The sequence below is a fragment of the Yersinia sp. FDAARGOS_228 genome, assembly GCF_002073315.2.
GTDB lineage: Bacteria > Pseudomonadota > Gammaproteobacteria > Enterobacterales > Enterobacteriaceae > Yersinia > Yersinia intermedia.
The window spans coordinates 4694862-4713479 of record NZ_CP020409.2 but is presented as its reverse complement, the minus strand read 5'-3'; the positions used below and the strand labels follow the sequence as shown (position 1 = coordinate 4713479).

Here is an 18618-nt window from a genome sequence, read left to right as displayed (position 1 = left end):
TTTAGCTCATTTAGTTTTAGTGATTGCCGTTTCAATGCTGAGTCTGAGAAAATGGTAAACTTGAACGCTTTTTTTTAATCCGACCTGGAGTAAAACATGTCCTCTCGTAAAGAGCTTGCCAACGCGATCCGCGCACTAAGCATGGACGCAGTGCAGAAAGCGAATTCCGGCCATCCCGGTGCCCCAATGGGTATGGCAGATATCGCCGAAGTTTTGTGGCGTGACTATTTGAACCATAACCCAACCAACCCACACTGGGCTGATCGCGACCGTTTCGTGTTATCGAATGGTCACGGCTCCATGTTGATCTATAGCTTGCTGCATCTCACTGGCTATGATTTGCCGATGGAAGAGCTGAAAAACTTCCGTCAGTTACACTCTAAAACGCCTGGTCACCCTGAATATGGCTATACCGCTGGCGTAGAAACTACCACTGGCCCGCTGGGTCAGGGCATTGCGAATGCTGTTGGTTTCGCCATTGCAGAACGCACGCTGGCCGCACAGTTTAACCGTCCAAGCCATGACGTTGTTGATCATCACACCTACGCATTTATGGGTGATGGCTGCATGATGGAAGGTATCTCCCACGAGGTTTGCTCTCTGGCGGGTACCATGAAGCTGGGCAAACTGACCGCTTTCTATGACGACAACGGTATCTCTATCGATGGTCACGTTGAAGGCTGGTTCACTGACGACACTGCGGCCCGTTTCGAAGCTTACGGTTGGCATGTGGTTCGTGGTGTTGATGGTCATAATGCTGATTCAATCAAAGCGGCTATCGAAGAAGCTCACAAAGTTACCGACAAGCCTTCATTGCTGATGTGCAAAACCATTATCGGTTTTGGCTCACCGAAAAAAGCCGGTACGCATGACTCACACGGTGCGCCATTAGGTGCCGATGAAGTTGCTGCTACCCGTGAAGCATTGGGCTGGAAATACCCTGCGTTTGAAATCCCACAAGATATCTATGCTGCGTGGGATGCTAAAGAAGCGGGTCAGGCAAAAGAAGCCGCCTGGAACGAGAAGTTCGCAGCTTATGCTAAAGCATATCCAGAGCTGGCTGCTGAATTCAAACGTCGCATGAGTGGCGAATTACCGGCAAATTGGGCAACTGAATCCAAGAAATTCATCGAACAATTGCAAGCTAATCCTGCCAAGATTGCCAGCCGCAAAGCATCACAAAATGCGCTGGAAGCCTTCGGTAAAGTATTACCTGAATTCATGGGCGGCTCTGCTGACCTGGCACCAAGTAACCTGACTATCTGGTCTGGCTCTAAATCACTGAGCGACGATCTGGCGGGTAACTACATTCACTACGGTGTCCGTGAATTTGGTATGTCTGCCATCATGAACGGTATTGCTTTGCACGGTGGTTTCATTCCTTACGGCGCAACCTTCCTGATGTTTGTGGAATATGCCCGTAACGCAGTGCGTATGGCTGCTCTGATGAAAATCCGCAGCGTATTCGTTTACACCCATGACTCTATCGGTCTGGGCGAAGATGGCCCAACCCATCAGCCGGTTGAGCAGATGGCCAGCCTGCGTGTAACACCTAACATGAGCACCTGGCGTCCTTGTGACCAGGTTGAGTCTGCGGTGGCATGGCAGTATGCGCTGGAACGCAAAGATGGTCCGAGCGCACTGATCTTCTCCCGTCAGAACCTGGCACAACAGCCACGTACTGCTGAGCAATTAGCCAATATCGCCAAAGGCGCATATGTGCTGAAAGATTGTGCAGGCCAGCCTGAGCTGATCTTCATTGCTACCGGTTCTGAAGTTGAACTGGCAGTGGCAGCGGCAGATCAACTGACCGCCGCAGGTCGCAAAGTGCGTGTTGTTTCTATGCCATCAACGGATGCATTCGACAAACAAGACGCCGCTTACCGCGAATCTGTATTGCCAGCAGCAGTTAGTGCGCGCGTTGCCGTTGAAGCCGGTATTGCCGATTACTGGTACAAATACGTTGGCCTAAATGGCGCAGTGGTTGGTATGACCACCTTCGGTGAATCTGCACCAGCCGAATTGCTGTTCAAAGAGTTTGGTTTCACTGTTGAAAATGTAGTAGCAAAAGCTCAGGCGCTGTTGAAATAAGAGCACGTTACTCGTTAGTATGCCCAAAGAACTTGGCGGTGCAGCTAGCCATCCAAGTACAAAGGGTATATCGGGTGTAAACGGTGATGATACTCCCGGTAATACACCTGTTAAAAGACCGCTTCGGCGGTCTTTTTTTTCGCCAATTGATGGATGAATTGTGCCCTTTATCAGGCAGATATTCCTTTTATGATTAGTTTGGTTTATTCTGGCTGAAGCGTTTCAGTCATGATTAATTTTTAGCTTCAGTAAAATTCACTGAGGAAAAAGCCGGGAGTATTCTGGCTGAATTGTGATAAGACGATTAACATCTTAGGGTGCGGTGCAGTACGCTATGGGGTTGCATGATAATAACCAGAAACAGGGAGTAACATGACAATCCGTATAGCGATAAATGGCTTTGGTCGTATTGGCCGTAGCGTTTTACGCGCACTGTATGAATCGGGTCGCCGGGCAGAAATTTCAGTAGTTGCTATTAATGAGTTGGCTAATGCACAAGGGATGGCCCATTTATTGAAGTATGACTCCAGTCATGGCCGGTTTGCCTGGGATGTTCGTCAGGAATGTGACAATTTGTACGTCGGTGACGATATCATCCGGCTGATACATCAGCCAGAAATAGAGCAGTTACCTTGGGGTGAGTTAGGTGTTGATGTTGTTCTGGATTGTAGCGGCGTGTATGGCAGCCGTGCCGATGGCGAGGCTCATATTGCCTCCGGTGCCAAAAAGGTACTGTTTGCCCATCCCGGTGGCAATGATTTAGACGCCACGGTAGTCTATGGTGTAAACCATCAAGATTTACTGGCAGAGCATCGGATTGTTTCCAACGCTTCCTGTACCACGAACTGCATTATTCCTATTATTCAGTTGTTGGATATCGCTTATGGCATCGAATCTGGCACTGTTACCACCATTCATTCATCAATGAATGACCAGCCAGTTATCGACGCTTATCATCAGGATTTACGCCGTACCCGGGCAGCAAGTCAGTCGATTATCCCGGTTGATACTAAACTGGCGGCAGGGATTACCCGTATTTTTCCGAAGTTTTGTGACAGGTTTGAAGCTATCTCGGTACGGGTACCAACCATCAACGTGACCGCTATCGATTTAAGCGTTAGCGTGACCAACCCGGTTGGTGTAGCTGAGGTTAACCAGCTTTTTCAAAAGGCAGCAAGAGGTTCATTTCGTGGTATAGTTGACTATACGGAATTACCCTTGGTGTCGACCGATTTTAACCATGATCCGCACAGTGCAATTGTCGATTGCACGCAGACTCGGGTCAGTGGGCAGCACCTGATTAAGACGTTGGTATGGTGCGATAACGAATGGGGTTTCGCCAATAGAATGTTGGATACGACATTGGCGATGGCCCGAAGTGGTTTCTAGTATGGCATGCTAACGTCTTGTTTTTCCGTGGTTTTACTGCGGTTATATCAGCGTTGATGTGCAGCTTATGCAACTTTAAAGAGAATCAACAAGAGGATTCACCATGTCTGTAATTAAGATGACCGATCTGGATCTGGCTGGCAAACGCGTGCTGATCCGTGCGGACCTCAATGTTCCGATAAAAGATGGCAAAGTGACTTCTGATGCGCGTATCCGTGCATCTCTGCCGACGATTGAAGCGGCACTGAAGCAAGGCGCTAAAGTAATGGTTACCTCTCACTTGGGTCGCCCGACCGAAGGCGAGTACAACGAAGAGTTCTCCTTGCTGCCAGTAGTTAACTACCTGAAAGACAAACTGTCTTCTCCGGTACGTCTGGCGAAAGACTATCTGGACGGCGTTGAAATTGCAGCAGGCGAGTTGGTTGTGCTGGAAAACGTTCGCTTTAACAAAGGCGAGAAGAAAGACGACGAAACGCTGTCTAAGAAATATGCGGCACTGTGTGACGTCTATGTGATGGATGCGTTTGGTACTGCTCACCGTGCACAAGCTTCTACTCACGGTGTGGGTAAATTTGCCCCTATCGCCTGTGCCGGCCCGCTGTTGTCAGCAGAGCTGGAAGCACTGGGTAAAGCTTTGGGTAACCCAGCGCGCCCAATGGTTGCCATTGTGGGTGGTTCTAAAGTATCAACCAAACTGACCGTGCTTGGTGCATTGTCTAAAATCGCAGACCAACTGATTGTTGGTGGCGGTATCGCCAATACCTTCGTTGCAGCTCAAGGCAACAATGTGGGTAAATCTCTGTATGAAGCAGATCTGATTCCAGAAGCTAAACGTCTGCTGGAAACCTGTGATATCCCAGTACCTACCGATGTGCGTGTTGCAACTGAATTCTCTGAAACTGCCGTTGCGACACTGAAACCGGCTAACCAAATCAAAGATGACGAACAAATTCTTGATCTGGGCGACGAGTCTGCACAACGTCTGGCTGAGATCCTGAAAAATGCCAAAACCATTCTGTGGAATGGCCCAGTTGGTGTGTTCGAGTTCCCTAACTTCCGTAAAGGGACCGAGATAGTCGCTCGTGCCATTGCAGAGAGCGAAGCATTCTCTATCGCGGGCGGTGGTGACACTCTGGCAGCAATCGATCTGTTCGGTATTGCTGACCAAATCTCTTACATCTCTACCGGCGGCGGTGCATTCCTTGAATTCGTAGAAGGGAAAAAACTGCCAGCGGTGGTGATGCTGGAAGAGCGCGCTAAGCAGTAATTTAGATAACGGGGGGCGAAAGCCGCCCGTTTCGCTTTTAGCTAATGAAGCTCGCGGGCTTTATACCCTAAATAATTCGAGTTGCAGGAAGGCGGCAACGAAATGAACTCAAAGAGTTGAGATAACTCAATGACTTGAGTGAATGATGGCAGCCAACGCACATGCAGTTTGAAGTATGACGGGTATAGGCGATTTACATTTAGGGCCTATCCTCACCGGATAGCTGCTATCTTCAGTCGACGAAACAGGACAACGTACATGTCTAAAATTTTTGATTTCGTAAAACCAGGTGTCATCACAGGTGATGACGTTCAGAAAGTGTTCGCAGTAGCCAAAGAGAACAACTTTGCTCTGCCAGCAGTTAACTGTGTCGGCACCGACTCTATTAACGCAGTGCTGGAAACAGCAGCCAAAGTGCGTGCGCCAGTTATCGTTCAGTTCTCTAACGGTGGTGCAGCATTTATCGCAGGTAAAGGCGTTAAAGCAGAAGGTCAGGGTGCTGCAATTCTGGGCGCTATCTCTGGTGCACACCATGTTCATCAAATGGCTGAACACTATGGTGTTCCTGTTATTCTGCACACCGACCATTGCGCCAAGAAATTGCTGCCATGGTTAGACGGCTTGTTGGACGCAGGTGAGAAACACTTTGCGGCTACCGGCAAACCTCTGTTCTCTTCTCACATGATCGACCTGTCTGAAGAATCCCTGGAAGAAAACATCGAAATTTGTAGCAAATACCTGACTCGCATGGCGAAACTGGGTATGACGCTGGAAATTGAACTGGGTTGCACCGGTGGTGAAGAAGATGGCGTGGACAACAGCCATATGGACGCATCTTCCCTGTATACTCAGCCACAAGATGTTGATTACGCTTACGAAAAACTGAACGCTATCAGCCCACGTTTCACCATCGCTGCCTCTTTCGGTAACGTACACGGTGTTTACAAACCAGGTAACGTGAAACTGACCCCAACTATTCTGCGTGATTCTCAGGATTATGTTTCCAAGAAACACAATCTGCCGCACAACAGCTTGAACTTCGTATTCCACGGTGGTTCAGGTTCTACTGCTGCTGAAATCAAAGAAGCGGTTAGCTATGGCGTAGTTAAAATGAATATCGACACCGATACCCAATGGGCAACGTGGGAAGGTATTCTGGGCTACTACAAAAAGAACGAAGCTTATCTGCAAGGCCAACTGGGTAACCCAGAAGGTGCTGACAAGCCGAACAAGAAATTCTATGACCCACGTGCGTGGCTGCGTGCTGCACAGGTGACTATGGTTGCTCGTCTGGAAAAAGCTTTTGAAGAACTGAACGCCAAAGACGTTCTGTAATTCAATACTGCTTTAACCGACTTAAAAGGCCTTTCGGGGCCTTTTTTCTTTGTAAAAATCCGCATCTAACCTCATTCCCGCCGCCATGATTTACTGAGTTGTCTGATATTTCAGCGTAAATTTCGCTGCCAAAATTGGCAACAGGCTCCATTGTTGGTTACCCTGAACAGGCTGTCTGCTATAGCCGTCAGCATTTTGCGGTGATTTTTTGCGTAATCTCTCCCGCAGGGAGCTTTTTGTAGGATGATTCAAATGGAAGAATTAAATGTAGTTGATGGTATCAATGAAGCGAGTACCTGGTTGGTGGATAACCAAGATTTGCTGATTCAATACGCGGTTAATCTGGTCGCAGCATTATTGATCTTAACCGTCGGTTCAATCATCGCTAAAGTCGCGTCACGTATGCTCGGTCGGGTCATGAAGTTACGTGGCATTGATGTCACCGTAGCGGATTTCCTGGCAGCAATGGCGCGTTACAGCATTCTGGCTTTCACTATCGTTGCGGTGCTGGGGCGTTTAGGTGTGCAGACTGCATCGGTGATTGCCGTTATCGGTGCCGCTGGTTTAGCTGTTGGTTTGGCGCTACAAGGCTCGCTGTCGAACTTTGCCGCAGGTGTGCTGCTGGTAGCCTTTCGGCCATTTAAGGCGGGTGAATATGTCGATCTGGGCGGTGTCGCGGGCACAGTAGTTCAGGTGCAAATATTCTCAACGACCCTTCGCACGGTTGATGACAAAATCATCGTGGTACCCAACGGCAAAATTATTGCTAATAACATCATCAACACCAGCCGTGAACCGAATCGCCGTACCGATATGGTCATCGGCGTTGCCTATGATGCTGATATTGATGTAGTGAAGAAAGTGCTGGGTGACATCATTGCCGCAGATAAACGTATCATGCACGACAAAGGGGTTACCGTCCGTCTGAATGAAATGGCTGCTTCTTCTCTCAACTTCACGGTGCGCGTTTGGACTACCAATGGCGATGCGATGGAAGTGTATTGGGATTTGATGGAGAACTTCAAACGCGCGTTGGATGCTAACAAAATTGGTATTCCTTACCCGCAAATGGACGTGCATTTACATCAGGTAGCAAAAGCTGAGGCGGATCAGCCAGAGAGCCTGCGTACTTGACACTGTCGTGTTGCTTACAATTCCTTGGCTCTAGCCATGTCAAATCGGGTCGTTAGCGGCCCGTTTTTCCCTCTTGTTTAGCTATTATTAGTTTTACTTATTCTTGATAAGAAATATCAATTTCCTCTGATGCTCATCTCTCCGTAATATGCTGCTAATTCCTCTCCAATTCTCTCGGTCATTTTGAGTATTATTTAAAGGTAACAGTATGTTAGCTGTCTATTTACAGGGCTTTGCCCTCAGTGCTGCGATGATTTTACCCCTCGGGCCACAAAATGCTTTTGTGATGAATCAGGGGATTAAGCGTCAGCATCATTTGATGAGTGCCTCACTTTGTGCGCTAAGTGACATTATCTTGATTTGTGCAGGGATCTTTGGCGGCAGTGCCTTACTGAGCCGTTCGCCATTGCTACTGGCACTGGTCACTTGGGGGGGAGTGGCTTTTCTGTTGTGGTACGGTTGGGGCGCACTGATGGCCGCATGGCGTGGGGGTGGCTCCTCATCTGCCGCAGCAGCAGGTACGCAAGGGCGTTGGCCAATCGTCATAACCCTGCTGGCGGTAACCTGGCTTAATCCGCATGTCTATCTCGATACCTTTGTGGTGCTCGGTAGCCTTGGCAGCCAGTTATTACCCGACTCCCGGCCTTGGTTTGCTTTGGGTGCTGTGAGTGCCTCTGTTGCCTGGTTTTTTGCCCTCGCGCTACTGGCGGCGTGGTTATCGCCGTGGCTTAACCGCCCAACGTCGCAGCGGGTGATTAATCTGTTGGTCGGAGGGGTCATGTGGTTTATTGCTTTTCAGTTAGCGCAACAAGCACTAAATCTGTGAGTTTTTATCATTAATCCGAATCCCATGATTCATAAGATATGCTACGGTTGTCTTATACCCGTCATACTTCAAGCTGCATGTGCGTTGGCTGCCTTCGTTCACCCCAGTCACTGACTTGTGTAAGCTCCTGGGGACTCGCTCAGTTGCCGCCTTCATGCAACTCGAATTATTTAGTGTATAGTTTTATCATGATTATCTTAGGAGGCACCGTGAAGTTGAAGACATTGGCTTTGGCCGCAATGATGGGATTAGGGACGTTACCTTTGGCGCTACACGTTCAGGCAGCCGAACTGCCAGAAGGGCCGCATGTTGTCACCTCCGGGACCGCCAGTGTTGATGCGACACCGGATATCGCGACTATCGCTATTGAAGTTAGTGTATCAGCCAAAGATGCTGCTGATGCAAAAAAACAGGTTGATACGCGGGTCGCACAATATTTTGATTTCTTACGTAAAAGTGGCATTGAAAAGAAAGATATCAATGCTGCCAATATTCGTACCCAACCTGAATACGATTACCAGAAAAGCGGTGAAGCGGTATTGAAGGGATATCGTGCCGTGCGCCAGGTTCAGGTAACATTGCGCCAACTGGATAAGCTGAATGAGTTACTCGATGGTGCGCTGAAGTCTGGTCTAAACGAAATCCGCGCGGTGGAACTCGGGGTGGCAAACCCGGATACTTATCGTGAACAGGCGCGTAAAAAAGCTATTGAGAATGCCATTAGCCAGGCAGGATCACTGGCTGATGGATTTAAAGTTAAACTGGGGCCGGTCTACAGCATCCGTTATCACGTTGCTAACTACCAGCCAATGCCGGTAGCCCGCATGTTTAAAAGCGCTGAAGCGGCACCTGCCAATGATGCAGCGCAAACTTATGAGCAGCAGACCATCCATTTTGATGATCAGGTTGATGTCGTGTTTGAACTCCAAACTGCGACCAGTACCGCCAAATAAATTAGTCCTGCCGTAATACCTGACGCCCATAAGACAGCAGGGCGTCAGTCACCTTTCTCATGGTCCTGCTTTCCGGTGCAAACCGGTGCCAGAACAGCATCCGCCGTTGCAGCAATCCTGGGGTCAGATTGATCAATTCGCCTGACGCCAGTTCTTTCTCGATTTGCAGATGCGGGATCATACAACAGGTAGTTCCCTGCCGTGCTAACTGCACAAAAGCTTCGGAAGAGTTAACAATATGGCAGGGCACACTGCCCGGTGATAAATCAAAATTCTGCTGTAAAAACGCCTGATGCATATCATCCAGATGGTCAAATGCTACCGCTGGCGCTTTCAATAATGCTGAGCGGGTTACACCATTGGGGAAATAACGCTCAGCGAAAGGTTTGGAGGCGACAAACAAGTAATCCAGCGCACCGAGTTGATCAACCAGACAACTGGGTAGCGGTTGAGGTTGGATACTGACAGCACCCACGACCTCGCCGCGACGCAACCGTTCCTGAGTTCGAGTTTCATCCTCGACTTGTAAATTCAGCCGGATAGGGGAATCAGCCAGCACCGGTTTCAATGCCGGTAGCAACCAGGTAGCCAAACTGTCGGCGTTGACTGCCAGCGACAATAACAATGGCGTATCTCCGCCATTATCATTGCCCAGCCACTCTTCTTCCAGTAACTCAACCTGATGCAGTAACGCGAGCAGTTTTTGCCCTTGCTCGGTAGGCCGTGGTGGCACAGTGCGCACCAGCAGCGGTTGACCGAACAGATTCTCCAACTGCTTGATGCGTTGAGATACTGCCGATTGGGTGATACAAAGTTTTTGTGCAGCGCGTTCAAAACCGCGTTCACGGATCACCGCGTCCAGCGCTTGTAGCGTACGGTAGTCTGGGCGTTTCATCGGAGTCATCTCTCCAAATATTAAGTCGATACAGCACTATGCCACATTTTTGCCATTTTGTTACGACAGGATGCCAAGGTGCCAGCCACAAATAAACCGACATAACTGTGATCCGGCTAGAATTAACTACCACGCGAGTTGGCTTTATTCACACAATCACCACTGCGAATGCTCTATAATGACCTCAGGTTTTCTTTCACATCAAGGCGTGAACTTACCATGACTCAGGATGAACTTAAAAAAGCAGTAGGCTGGGCAGCATTAGATTATGTCAAACCTGGTACCATCGTTGGGGTCGGCACCGGCTCGACTGCGGCACATTTTATTGATGCACTTGGCTCCATTAAGGGCCAGATAGAAGGGGCGGTTTCCAGCTCTGATGCGTCTACTGCCAAACTGAAAAGTTACGGCATCCACGTATTTGATTGTAATGAAGTGGACGTATTGGATATCTATGTTGACGGTGCTGATGAAATTAACGGCCAGATGCAGATGATCAAAGGCGGTGGTGCTGCGCTGACCCGCGAGAAAATCATTGCTGCTATTGCTCGTCAGTTTATCTGCATCGCGGATGCATCCAAGCAGGTTGATATACTGGGCAAATTCCCGCTGCCAGTTGAAGTTATCCCAATGGCCCGTTCTTATGTGGCTCGTGAACTGGTTAAGCTGGGTGGCTTACCGGAGTATCGTCAGAACGTCCTGACTGATAACGGCAACGTTATTTTGGATGTCCACAATTTGAGTATTTTGGATGCCATTGCGTTAGAAAATAAAATTAATGGTATTGCCGGTGTCGTTACGGTTGGCCTATTTGCTAATCGGGGGGCTGATGTGGCACTGATTGGCACCGCCGACGGCGTTAAGACCATAAAATTAAAGTGATCAGTTAATTCTCTCTCAGGATGAGGTCTGGCCACTTCATCCTGAAAGTTTTTTTGCGTTTAAATATCTTTTCTTAAAATCGTTAAATTTGGTGATATATATCACATTTCTTCATTTCGTTTTATTAACCTGCCATTAACCCTCTTCGTGCCAGTTTTTTATTCCATAAATTAACATTGGCACTGATTGTTATGCTGACCGGCAGGCAATCGTTTGTATTGCTGCCCGCGTAATATTTGTTATGTTGACAGGGTGCTGACCGGATTCATTCGATAGCGGCAGCCACATCTGAAGTCTGAAAATAGGGTCGGGGACATGGCAAAAGTATCACTGGAGAAAGACAGAATTAAGTTTCTGTTAGTGGAAGGGGTGCACCAGAGCACAGTTGATAATCTGCGTGCAGCCGGTTATAGCAATATTGAATATCATAAAGGTGCCTTAGACACCGAAGCACTGAAAGCATCGATCAAAGATGCTCACTTCATCGGCATTCGATCGCGTACGCATCTGTCTGAAGAAGTTTTTGCGGCAGCAGAAAAATTAGTCGCAGTAGGTTGTTTCTGTATCGGTACCAATCAGGTTGATTTAAACGCGGCCACCAAACGCGGCGTGCCGGTATTCAATGCACCTTTCTCCAATACCCGTTCGGTAGCCGAAATGGTACTGGGCGAGTTACTGCTGATGTTCCGGGGCATTCCATCGGCTAACGCCAAAGCTCACCGTGGTGAGTGGAACAAGCTGGCGGTGGGTTCCTATGAAGCCCGTGGCAAGAAGCTGGGTATTATCGGTTATGGTCATATCGGCACCCAACTAGGGATTCTGGCAGAAAGTGTCGGGATGAAAGTATTCTTCTACGATATCGAAAATAAACTGTCGTTAGGGAATGCCCAGCAGGTACGTCACCTGTCCGATTTGCTGAATATGAGTGATGTGATTAGCCTGCATGTGCCGGAAAACCACTCCACTAAAAATATGATTGGCCCTGAGCAGTTGGCTCTGATGAAGCCGGGTGCGATGCTGATTAACGCCTCACGCGGTACTGTGGTCGATATCCCGGCCTTGTGTGATGCATTGGCCAGCAATCATTTGGCAGGAGCCGCAATCGACGTCTTCCCTGAAGAGCCAGCAACCAATAAGGACCCGTTCAATTCACCTTTGTGCGAGTTTGATAATGTGTTGCTAACACCACATATTGGGGGCTCCACTCAGGAAGCGCAGGAAAATATCGGTGATGAAGTGGCGGGTAAGCTGGCGAAGTATTCCGACAACGGTTCTACGCTGTCTGCGGTCAACTTCCCTGAGGTTTCTCTGCCTGCTCACGGCGATAATACCCGCCGTCTGTTGCATATCCATGAGAACCGCCCAGGTATTCTGACCAGCATTAACAAAATCTTTGCTGAACAAGACGTTAACATTGCAGCACAGTATCTGCAAACCAGCGCTGAAATCGGTTATGTCGTTATTGATGTTGAAACTGATGATGCGGAAAATGCAGAAAAAGCATTGCAGGCGATGAAGGCGATCCCAGGAACTATCCGTGCTCGTTTGCTTTACTAATAAATATTTGTATTGAATGACTAAACACCCGCTATCTATAAAATATCGGGTGTTTTTTTATTTTGCAGGATTATCGTTCACCACTGCCACACTTTTGTTGGTGTTACTATTTCTGGCAATGGCACGTCCCAAAGCTCACAGGGCAAGTGCTCGACCCATTGGCAATCATGGGCCAGGCCAATAGGATAAGGGCCACCTTGCTGCCAGTGTTGCAGCGTACGGTCATAAAAGCCACCGCCCATACCTAAACGTTGCCCGTGGCTATCAAATGCCACCAACGGGGTTATCACCATATCCAATTGGTTTAGTGGCAGAACTTCTCGCACATCTAATTGTGGTTCAAGGATTCTCAGGCGATTACGGACAAGCGTGCTATCGGGGCGATAACGCAGAAACAATAAATTCCCGGCGCTAAAAGGGTGCAGAACTGGCAGGTAAACCTGTTTTTGCTGCTGCCATAGCTGCTCAATAATGGGGCGGGTATTGAGTTCGCCATCGAAGGAGAGGAATACGGCAATGGTGTTAGCCTGACGAATTTTGTCATGCTCAGCGATATGCTGTGCCGCCAGATGCGCTGATTGATGCTGTTGCTCCGCAGTCAAAAGACGCCGACGTTCACGAATTTCACTACGAATCTTTTGTCGTTCAAGGGTATATTGCGCAGTCAAAGGCATATGATTGATTCAAAAATATGTTGTTGATTTGAAAGATATATTATTGATACAAATAGAAAGAAAACGACCAATATAAAACGAACGTGATAACCCAAAATGTGGGTTACCCGATAAAGAGGGGATCTCCGAGATGCCGCCGCAGGCTGTAACCCTTGAACCCATGGTTCAAGGTGAACGCAGCGTCGCAACCTTAAGGCTTCTCGGCGAACCGAGCATGCGCACCAGTTACGGAGGCACTACATTCTGTTGGTATTAAATATCGGCTCAGGGGACTGGCCCGCTGGCAAACACCTCAGAGAAATTTTTTACTCACTGCTGAATCTATCATTCAACAGAGATTTATTCAAACTGTGCATCCTGACGTTCAGAGATGCGACCTTGTTCAAGCAACGCCTGTTCAATGGTCTGTTGTAACATCCTAATACGTTGCTCCATATTGGATGCATAGTCACGCGTTTTCAACCTTTCCTGAGCTAATTCGTGACAGACGTTCAATGCCGCGATAAAAACTAACTGCTCAGTATTTGTGACTCTAGTGCGAACTTTGAGATCTTGCAACCGTTGGTTAAGATCTTCTGCTGCCATGTTCAACGCGTCTTGTTGTTCTGGCGGGCAATTTACTCTTAACGAGCGACCAAAAATTTGAATATCTACCGGTTGTGCAGACATGCCACCTTCCTGACTAATTTTCGCGCCAGCCTTGTAAACCAGAGGCAAAATGCTCGTAGTTGCAAAGCGGGCGTCACTATATATATCTCGATACCAAGATTCAACCCCTTTATACCCGTCATACTTCAAGCTGCATATGCGTTGGCTGCTCTCGCTCGCCCAAATCATTAACTGGCGTTAACTCATCAGGATTCACTCAATTGCCGCCTTCCTGCAACTCGAATTATTTAGGGTATATATCCATTATTTTTCAAGTGCCAAGAGGCTTTGCCGCTTTCTGTATCTTGAAATCTATAGGATATAGAGTATTGCGTTTTCTGGTATAGCGACCTTTCTTGGTGGTAGCATAACACGAACTTATCCTGCCAACGATGACCAATACGCATGTCTATAGAGAATACATTACCAACTTACCAATCACTTGCCTTGGCGTTGAGCCAGCAAGCGGTAGCATTAACCCCCGCAGAAATGCATGGCCTGATCAGCGGCATGCTCTGTGGGGGCAGTAAAGACAATGGCTGGCGCACGCTGGTACATGATTTGACTAATGAAGGTGTTGCCTTCTCACAGTCCTTGGGGTTGCCGTTACAACAGTTACATGAAGCAACACAAGAGGCACTGGAGAATGAAGGTTTTATGTTCCAGTTACTTATCCCTGAAGGTGATGATATTTCGGTTTTCGACCGTGCTGACGCATTATCAGGCTGGGTTAACCATTTCCTGTTAGGTTTGGGTATGTTGCAACCAAAACTGGCGCAGGTGAAAGATGAAGTGGGCGAGGCCATCGATGATTTACGTAATATTGCCCAATTAGGCTACGACGAAGATGAAGATCAGGAAGAACTGGCCCAATCATTAGAAGAAGTTATCGAGTATGTGCGTGTGGCTGCTATTTTGTGCCATATCGAATTTACTCAACAGAAGCCGACAGCGCCGGAGATGCGCAAGCCAACACTACATTAAATGATATGGTGTAATATGTTGAATTAAGTCGATTAAATCGGACGTTCCAGGAGGGTGTGATGACTCAGCAAGAATACCAGAACCGCCGTCAGGCGCTGTTGGCGAAGATGGCCCCAGGCAGTGCAGCACTGTTTTTCGCCGCACCGGAGGCCACACGCAGTGCAGATTCTGAATACCCTTATCGTCAGAATAGCGATTTTAGCTACCTGACGGGATTCAATGAGCCGGAAGCGGTGTTGATTCTGGTAAAAAGCGATGAGAACCATAACCACAGCGTGTTGTTTAACCGGGTGCGGGACTTAACTGCCGAGATCTGGTTTGGCCGCCGTTTAGGGCAAGATGCAGCCCCCCTCAAGTTGGGCGTTGACCGCGCATTACCTTTCGATGAAATCGACGAACACCTCTATTTGCTGCTCAATCGCCTTGATGTGATTTATCACGCGCAGGGGCAATATGCTTATGCAGATAAAATTGTTTTCACCGCGCTGGAAAGATTACGCAACGGTTTTCGTAAAAATCTGCGTGCGCCTGCCACGCTAACTGACTGGCGTCCATGGTTGCATGAAATGCGCCTGTTTAAGTCAGAAGAAGAAATTGCCGTGATGCGTCGTGCTGGTGAAATCAGTGCACTGGCCCATACTCGCGCGATGGAAAAATGCCGTCCAGGCATGTTTGAGTATCAGTTGGAAGGGGAAATTCTGCATGAGTTCACCCGCCATGGCGCGCGTTACCCGGCATATAACACTATCGTTGGCGGGGGTGAAAATGGCTGTATTCTGCATTACACCGAAAATGAGAGTGAATTGCGGGATGGTGAGTTAGTGCTGATTGATGCAGGTTGTGAATACCGTGGCTATGCCGGTGATATCACCCGCACTTTCCCGGTTAACGGCAAATTCACGCCAGCGCAACGCGAGATTTATGACATCGTTCTGGCCTCGATTAATAAATCATTAGAATTGTTCCGCCCTGGTACCAGCATTCGCGACGTCACCGAGCAGGTGGCGCGGATCATGATTACGGGTCTGGTTGATTTGGGCATTCTGAACGGTGATATCGAGCAATTGATCGCAGAAAAAGCGCATCGCCCCTTCTTTATGCACGGTCTAAGCCACTGGTTAGGGTTGGATGTGCATGATGTCGGTGATTACACCAACAGTGACCGTGGCCGCATTTTGGAACCGGGTATGGTGTTGACCATTGAACCGGGTCTCTATATCGCACCAGATGCTGATGTGCCACCAAAATACCGTGGTATTGGTATTCGTATCGAAGATGACATTGTGATTACCGCTGACGGCAATGAAAATCTGACCGCCAGTGTGGTGAAAGATCCTGATGCCATTGAAGCCCTGATGGCGGCAGCGAGATAACTGATGAGCGTAATCATTGTTGGTGGTGGTATGGCTGGAGCAACTCTGGCGCTGGCTATTTCATCCCTCACCAAAGGGCGGGTGCCGGTTGCTTTGGTTGAGGCACAACGTCCTGATAGCAAACAGCATCCGGGGTTTGATGCCAGAGCAATTGCCTTGGCACAAGGCACCTGCCAGCAACTGGAACGTATTGGTATCTGGGCGCATCTGGCTGATTGCGCCACCGCCATTGAACATGTTCATGTTAGTGATAGCGGTCATTCGGGTTTTGTTAACTTATGCGCCGCCGATTATGGTGTTCCGGCACTGGGCAATGTTATTGAGTTACATGACGCCGGTAAAAGGTTGTTTACCTTATTGCAGAACGCGCCGGGAGTGACGTTACACTGCCCGGCTACAGTGGTTGATGTGGTTCGTACTGCTGCATTAGCCAGTGTGACGTTGGATAACGGCCAGCAATTGAGTGCAAAGCTGCTAGTTGCTGCGGATGGATCTCATTCGGCACTGGCGCGAGCTTGTAATATTCAGTGGCAGCAACAGGATTATCAACAGATCGCAGTGATTGCTAATGTGACCACCTCCGAGTTACCGGCAGGCCGAGCCTTTGAGCGTTTTACTCGTAACGGGCCGCTGGCATTATTACCGATGTCCGAAGGGCGTAGCTCGCTGGTCTGGTGCCATGCTAAACACGAAAAGCAGCAGGTCGATAGTTGGGATGACGCCCGCTTTGTGGCGCAATTGCAGCAAGCTTTTGGTTGGCGGTTGGGTAAAATTCTTCATGCGGGTAAGCGCCACAGCTACCCGCTGCAATTATTGACGGCTTCGCGCCATATTAGCCACCGTCTGGCATTAGTGGGTAATGCGGCGCAAACACTGCATCCCATTGCCGGGCAGGGTTTCAATCTAGGGCTGCGCGATGTGATGTCGCTGGCTGAAACCATTGCTCAGGCGGGGGGAGATCCCGGTGATTATGCGGTGCTCAGCCAATATCAGCAGCGGCGGCAAGGGGACCAACAGGCGACTATTGGTGTAACTGATGGTTTAATTCGTCTGTTTGCCAATCGCTATGGGCCACTGGTGGTTGGGCGTAACCTTGCACTGATGGCGATGGAGCAGATGCCTGCAATACGTGATACTTTCGCCCGGCAGACATTGGGATGGGTAGAACGTTAGTATTTAATGGGAATATATTGGCATGCAATCATATGACGTGGTTATCGCCGGTGGCGGAATGGTCGGTCTGGCGCTGGCCTGTGGCTTACAGGGCAGTGGTTTGCGCATTGCTATTCTGGAGCATCAGCCTGCACCGGAGCCTCTCACCGCACCGTTGACTGATGAGTTGGCGCTACGCGTCTCGGCGATCAATGCCGCCAGTGAGCGCTTACTACAAAAAATAGGGGTGTGGGGCAGCATTTTGGCGCTACGGGCCAGTCCTTATGGCGGCATGGAAGTGTGGGACCAAGACAGTTTTGGCAAAATAGCGTTTCATGCTGATGAATATGGCTTTAGCCATCTCGGCCATATCATTGAGAACCGGGTGATTCAGCAGGCGTTATGGCAGCGTGCCAGCCAATTAGCTGAAGTTACGCTGTTGGCACCGGCCAGCCTCAAACAGGTGGCATGGGGTGAAAGCGAAGCTTTTATCACGCTGACTGATGGCCGTATGCTCAGTGCGCGGCTGGTGGTTGGAGCTGATGGCGCTAACTCATGGTTGCGCCAGCATGCGGATATCCCGCTGACCTTTTGGGATTACGCGCATCATGCATTGGTAGCGACCATCCGCACGGAAGAAGCACATCAGGCAACAGCGCGTCAGGTATTTCATGGTGACGGTATTCTGGCTTTCCTGCCGTTTAGCTCTCCACACTTGAGTTCGATAGTCTGGTCACTTCCTCCTGAGCGTGCTGCCGAGTTAGCTGCACTACCCGCTGAGCAATTCAACCGCGAACTGGGTATGGCGTTTGATATGCGTTTGGGGCAATGCCAACTTGAGAGTGAGCGGCAGACCTTCCCGCTGACAGGGCGCTATGCGCGTAGCTTCGCGGCACACCGGTTGGCGCTGGTGGGGGATGCTGCTCATACTGTGCATCCGTTGGCCGGGCAGGGCGTCAATCTGGGCTTTATGGATGCCGCGGAGTTGGTTTCTGAGCTGCGCCGTTTACAGCGCCAAGGCAAAGATATCGGTCAGCATCTCTATCTGCGGCGCTATGAACGTCGCCGCAAGCACAGTGCTGCGGTGATGCTTGCCAGTATGCAGGGTTTCCGTTCCCTGTTTGCGGGCAGTAATCCGGCCAAAAAGCTCCTGCGTGATATCGGATTAACGCTGGCTGATAACTTGCCGGGAGCAAAACCACCGTTAGTGCGGCAGGCGATGGGATTACATGATTTACCTGATTGGCTAGATGAGTAGCCTTGTGAGTCACCAGACCCTCTCAGTTGAAATAATCTAATTTCAGCCCTATTTTCGCATTAGTTTTTCTCACTAATAACCAAAGCCTGAAAAGTTGAAACTGACAGGGTTTTGGTTATTTAGTTATATAACATCGCAATTTTTACTGATTAATTGTTAATAATGTGCCTCTGTGCGCATTTTTTCAGTGGAAAACTCTG

General features: G+C 49.0%; 16 protein-coding genes and 1 other RNA gene. 13 read left to right on the top strand and 4 right to left on the bottom strand.

Annotated elements, in window-relative coordinates; all coding sequences use genetic code 11:
- The first annotated feature begins 96 nt into the window (after positions 1-96).
- From tkt to A6J67_RS22030, 7 genes are all read left to right on the top strand, one after another.
- Positions 97-2091: a transketolase gene (tkt, locus tag A6J67_RS22060; protein ID WP_005192805.1), complete on the top strand. Its 1995-nt coding sequence runs from the start codon at positions 97-99 to the stop codon at positions 2089-2091.
- A 372-nt stretch (positions 2092-2463) separates the two neighbouring features.
- Positions 2464-3480 carry an erythrose-4-phosphate dehydrogenase gene (gene epd / locus A6J67_RS22055; RefSeq protein WP_005192804.1) on the top strand — a complete coding sequence of 339 codons (1017 nt, stop codon included), beginning with the start codon at positions 2464-2466 and terminating at the stop codon, positions 3478-3480.
- 103 nt (positions 3481-3583) lie between these two features.
- Positions 3584-4747, top strand: coding sequence for a phosphoglycerate kinase (gene pgk / locus A6J67_RS22050; RefSeq protein WP_032907970.1), 1164 nt, complete (start codon positions 3584-3586; stop codon positions 4745-4747).
- Positions 4748-5005: 258 nt separating this feature from the next.
- Positions 5006-6082: a class II fructose-bisphosphate aldolase gene (gene fbaA / locus A6J67_RS22045; protein WP_005192802.1), complete on the top strand. Its 1077-nt coding sequence runs from the start codon at positions 5006-5008 to the stop codon at positions 6080-6082.
- Positions 6083-6334: 252 nt separating this feature from the next.
- Positions 6335-7216 carry a small-conductance mechanosensitive channel MscS gene (gene mscS / locus A6J67_RS22040; RefSeq protein WP_032907969.1) on the top strand — a complete coding sequence of 294 codons (882 nt, stop codon included), beginning with the start codon at positions 6335-6337 and terminating at the stop codon, positions 7214-7216.
- A gap of 208 nt (positions 7217-7424) precedes the next feature.
- Positions 7425-8042, top strand: coding sequence for an arginine exporter ArgO (gene argO, locus A6J67_RS22035; protein WP_005192800.1), 618 nt, complete (start codon positions 7425-7427; stop codon positions 8040-8042).
- A 209-nt stretch (positions 8043-8251) separates the two neighbouring features.
- Complete coding sequence (locus tag A6J67_RS22030; protein WP_005192798.1) at positions 8252-8995, top strand: oxidative stress defense protein; 744 nt, start codon at positions 8252-8254, stop codon at positions 8993-8995.
- A 1-nt stretch (position 8996) separates the two neighbouring features.
- On the opposite strand, the gene A6J67_RS22025 is transcribed toward A6J67_RS22030, so the two are convergent.
- Entirely contained in the window at positions 8997-9890 is an 894-nt protein-coding gene (locus tag A6J67_RS22025) for a LysR family transcriptional regulator ArgP (RefSeq protein ID WP_005163344.1), read from the bottom strand.
- Positions 9891-10109: 219 nt separating this feature from the next.
- On the opposite strand from A6J67_RS22025, the gene rpiA reads away from it, so the two are divergent.
- Both rpiA and serA read left to right on the top strand, forming a co-directional pair.
- Positions 10110-10772: a ribose-5-phosphate isomerase RpiA gene (gene rpiA, locus A6J67_RS22020; protein WP_005192795.1), complete on the top strand. Its 663-nt coding sequence runs from the start codon at positions 10110-10112 to the stop codon at positions 10770-10772.
- Positions 10773-11087: 315 nt separating this feature from the next.
- On the top strand, positions 11088-12329 hold the full coding sequence (serA, locus tag A6J67_RS22015; protein ID WP_005192792.1) for a phosphoglycerate dehydrogenase: 1242 nt from the start codon (positions 11088-11090) through the stop codon (positions 12327-12329).
- 77 nt (positions 12330-12406) lie between these two features.
- Here serA and A6J67_RS22010 read toward each other — a convergent pair whose 3' ends face one another.
- From A6J67_RS22010 to zapA, 3 genes are all read right to left on the bottom strand, one after another.
- A complete protein-coding gene (locus A6J67_RS22010) occupies positions 12407-13003 on the bottom strand; it encodes a 5-formyltetrahydrofolate cyclo-ligase (protein ID WP_050297295.1) in 597 nt (198 codons plus the stop codon).
- Between the two features lie 118 nt (positions 13004-13121).
- A non-coding RNA gene (gene ssrS / locus A6J67_RS22005) (6S RNA) lies at positions 13122-13305 on the bottom strand.
- Between the two features lie 37 nt (positions 13306-13342).
- Complete coding sequence (zapA, locus tag A6J67_RS22000; RefSeq protein ID WP_004706812.1) at positions 13343-13672, bottom strand: cell division protein ZapA; 330 nt, start codon at positions 13670-13672, stop codon at positions 13343-13345.
- A 384-nt stretch (positions 13673-14056) separates the two neighbouring features.
- On the opposite strand from zapA, the gene A6J67_RS21990 reads away from it, so the two are divergent.
- From A6J67_RS21990 to ubiI, 4 genes are read left to right on the top strand one after another with little or no spacing between them, the layout of a single operon-like run.
- Complete coding sequence (locus A6J67_RS21990; protein WP_005193128.1) at positions 14057-14635, top strand: YecA family protein; 579 nt, start codon at positions 14057-14059, stop codon at positions 14633-14635.
- Between the two features lie 59 nt (positions 14636-14694).
- Positions 14695-16008 carry a Xaa-Pro aminopeptidase gene (gene pepP / locus A6J67_RS21985; protein WP_005193125.1) on the top strand — a complete coding sequence of 438 codons (1314 nt, stop codon included), beginning with the start codon at positions 14695-14697 and terminating at the stop codon, positions 16006-16008.
- Positions 16009-16011: 3 nt separating this feature from the next.
- Entirely contained in the window at positions 16012-17181 is a 1170-nt protein-coding gene (gene ubiH / locus A6J67_RS21980; RefSeq protein WP_050297296.1) for a 2-octaprenyl-6-methoxyphenyl hydroxylase, read from the top strand.
- Between the two features lie 22 nt (positions 17182-17203).
- A complete protein-coding gene (gene ubiI / locus A6J67_RS21975) occupies positions 17204-18418 on the top strand; it encodes an FAD-dependent 2-octaprenylphenol hydroxylase (protein WP_005193120.1) in 1215 nt (404 codons plus the stop codon).
- Positions 18419-18618: the final 200 nt, after the last annotated feature.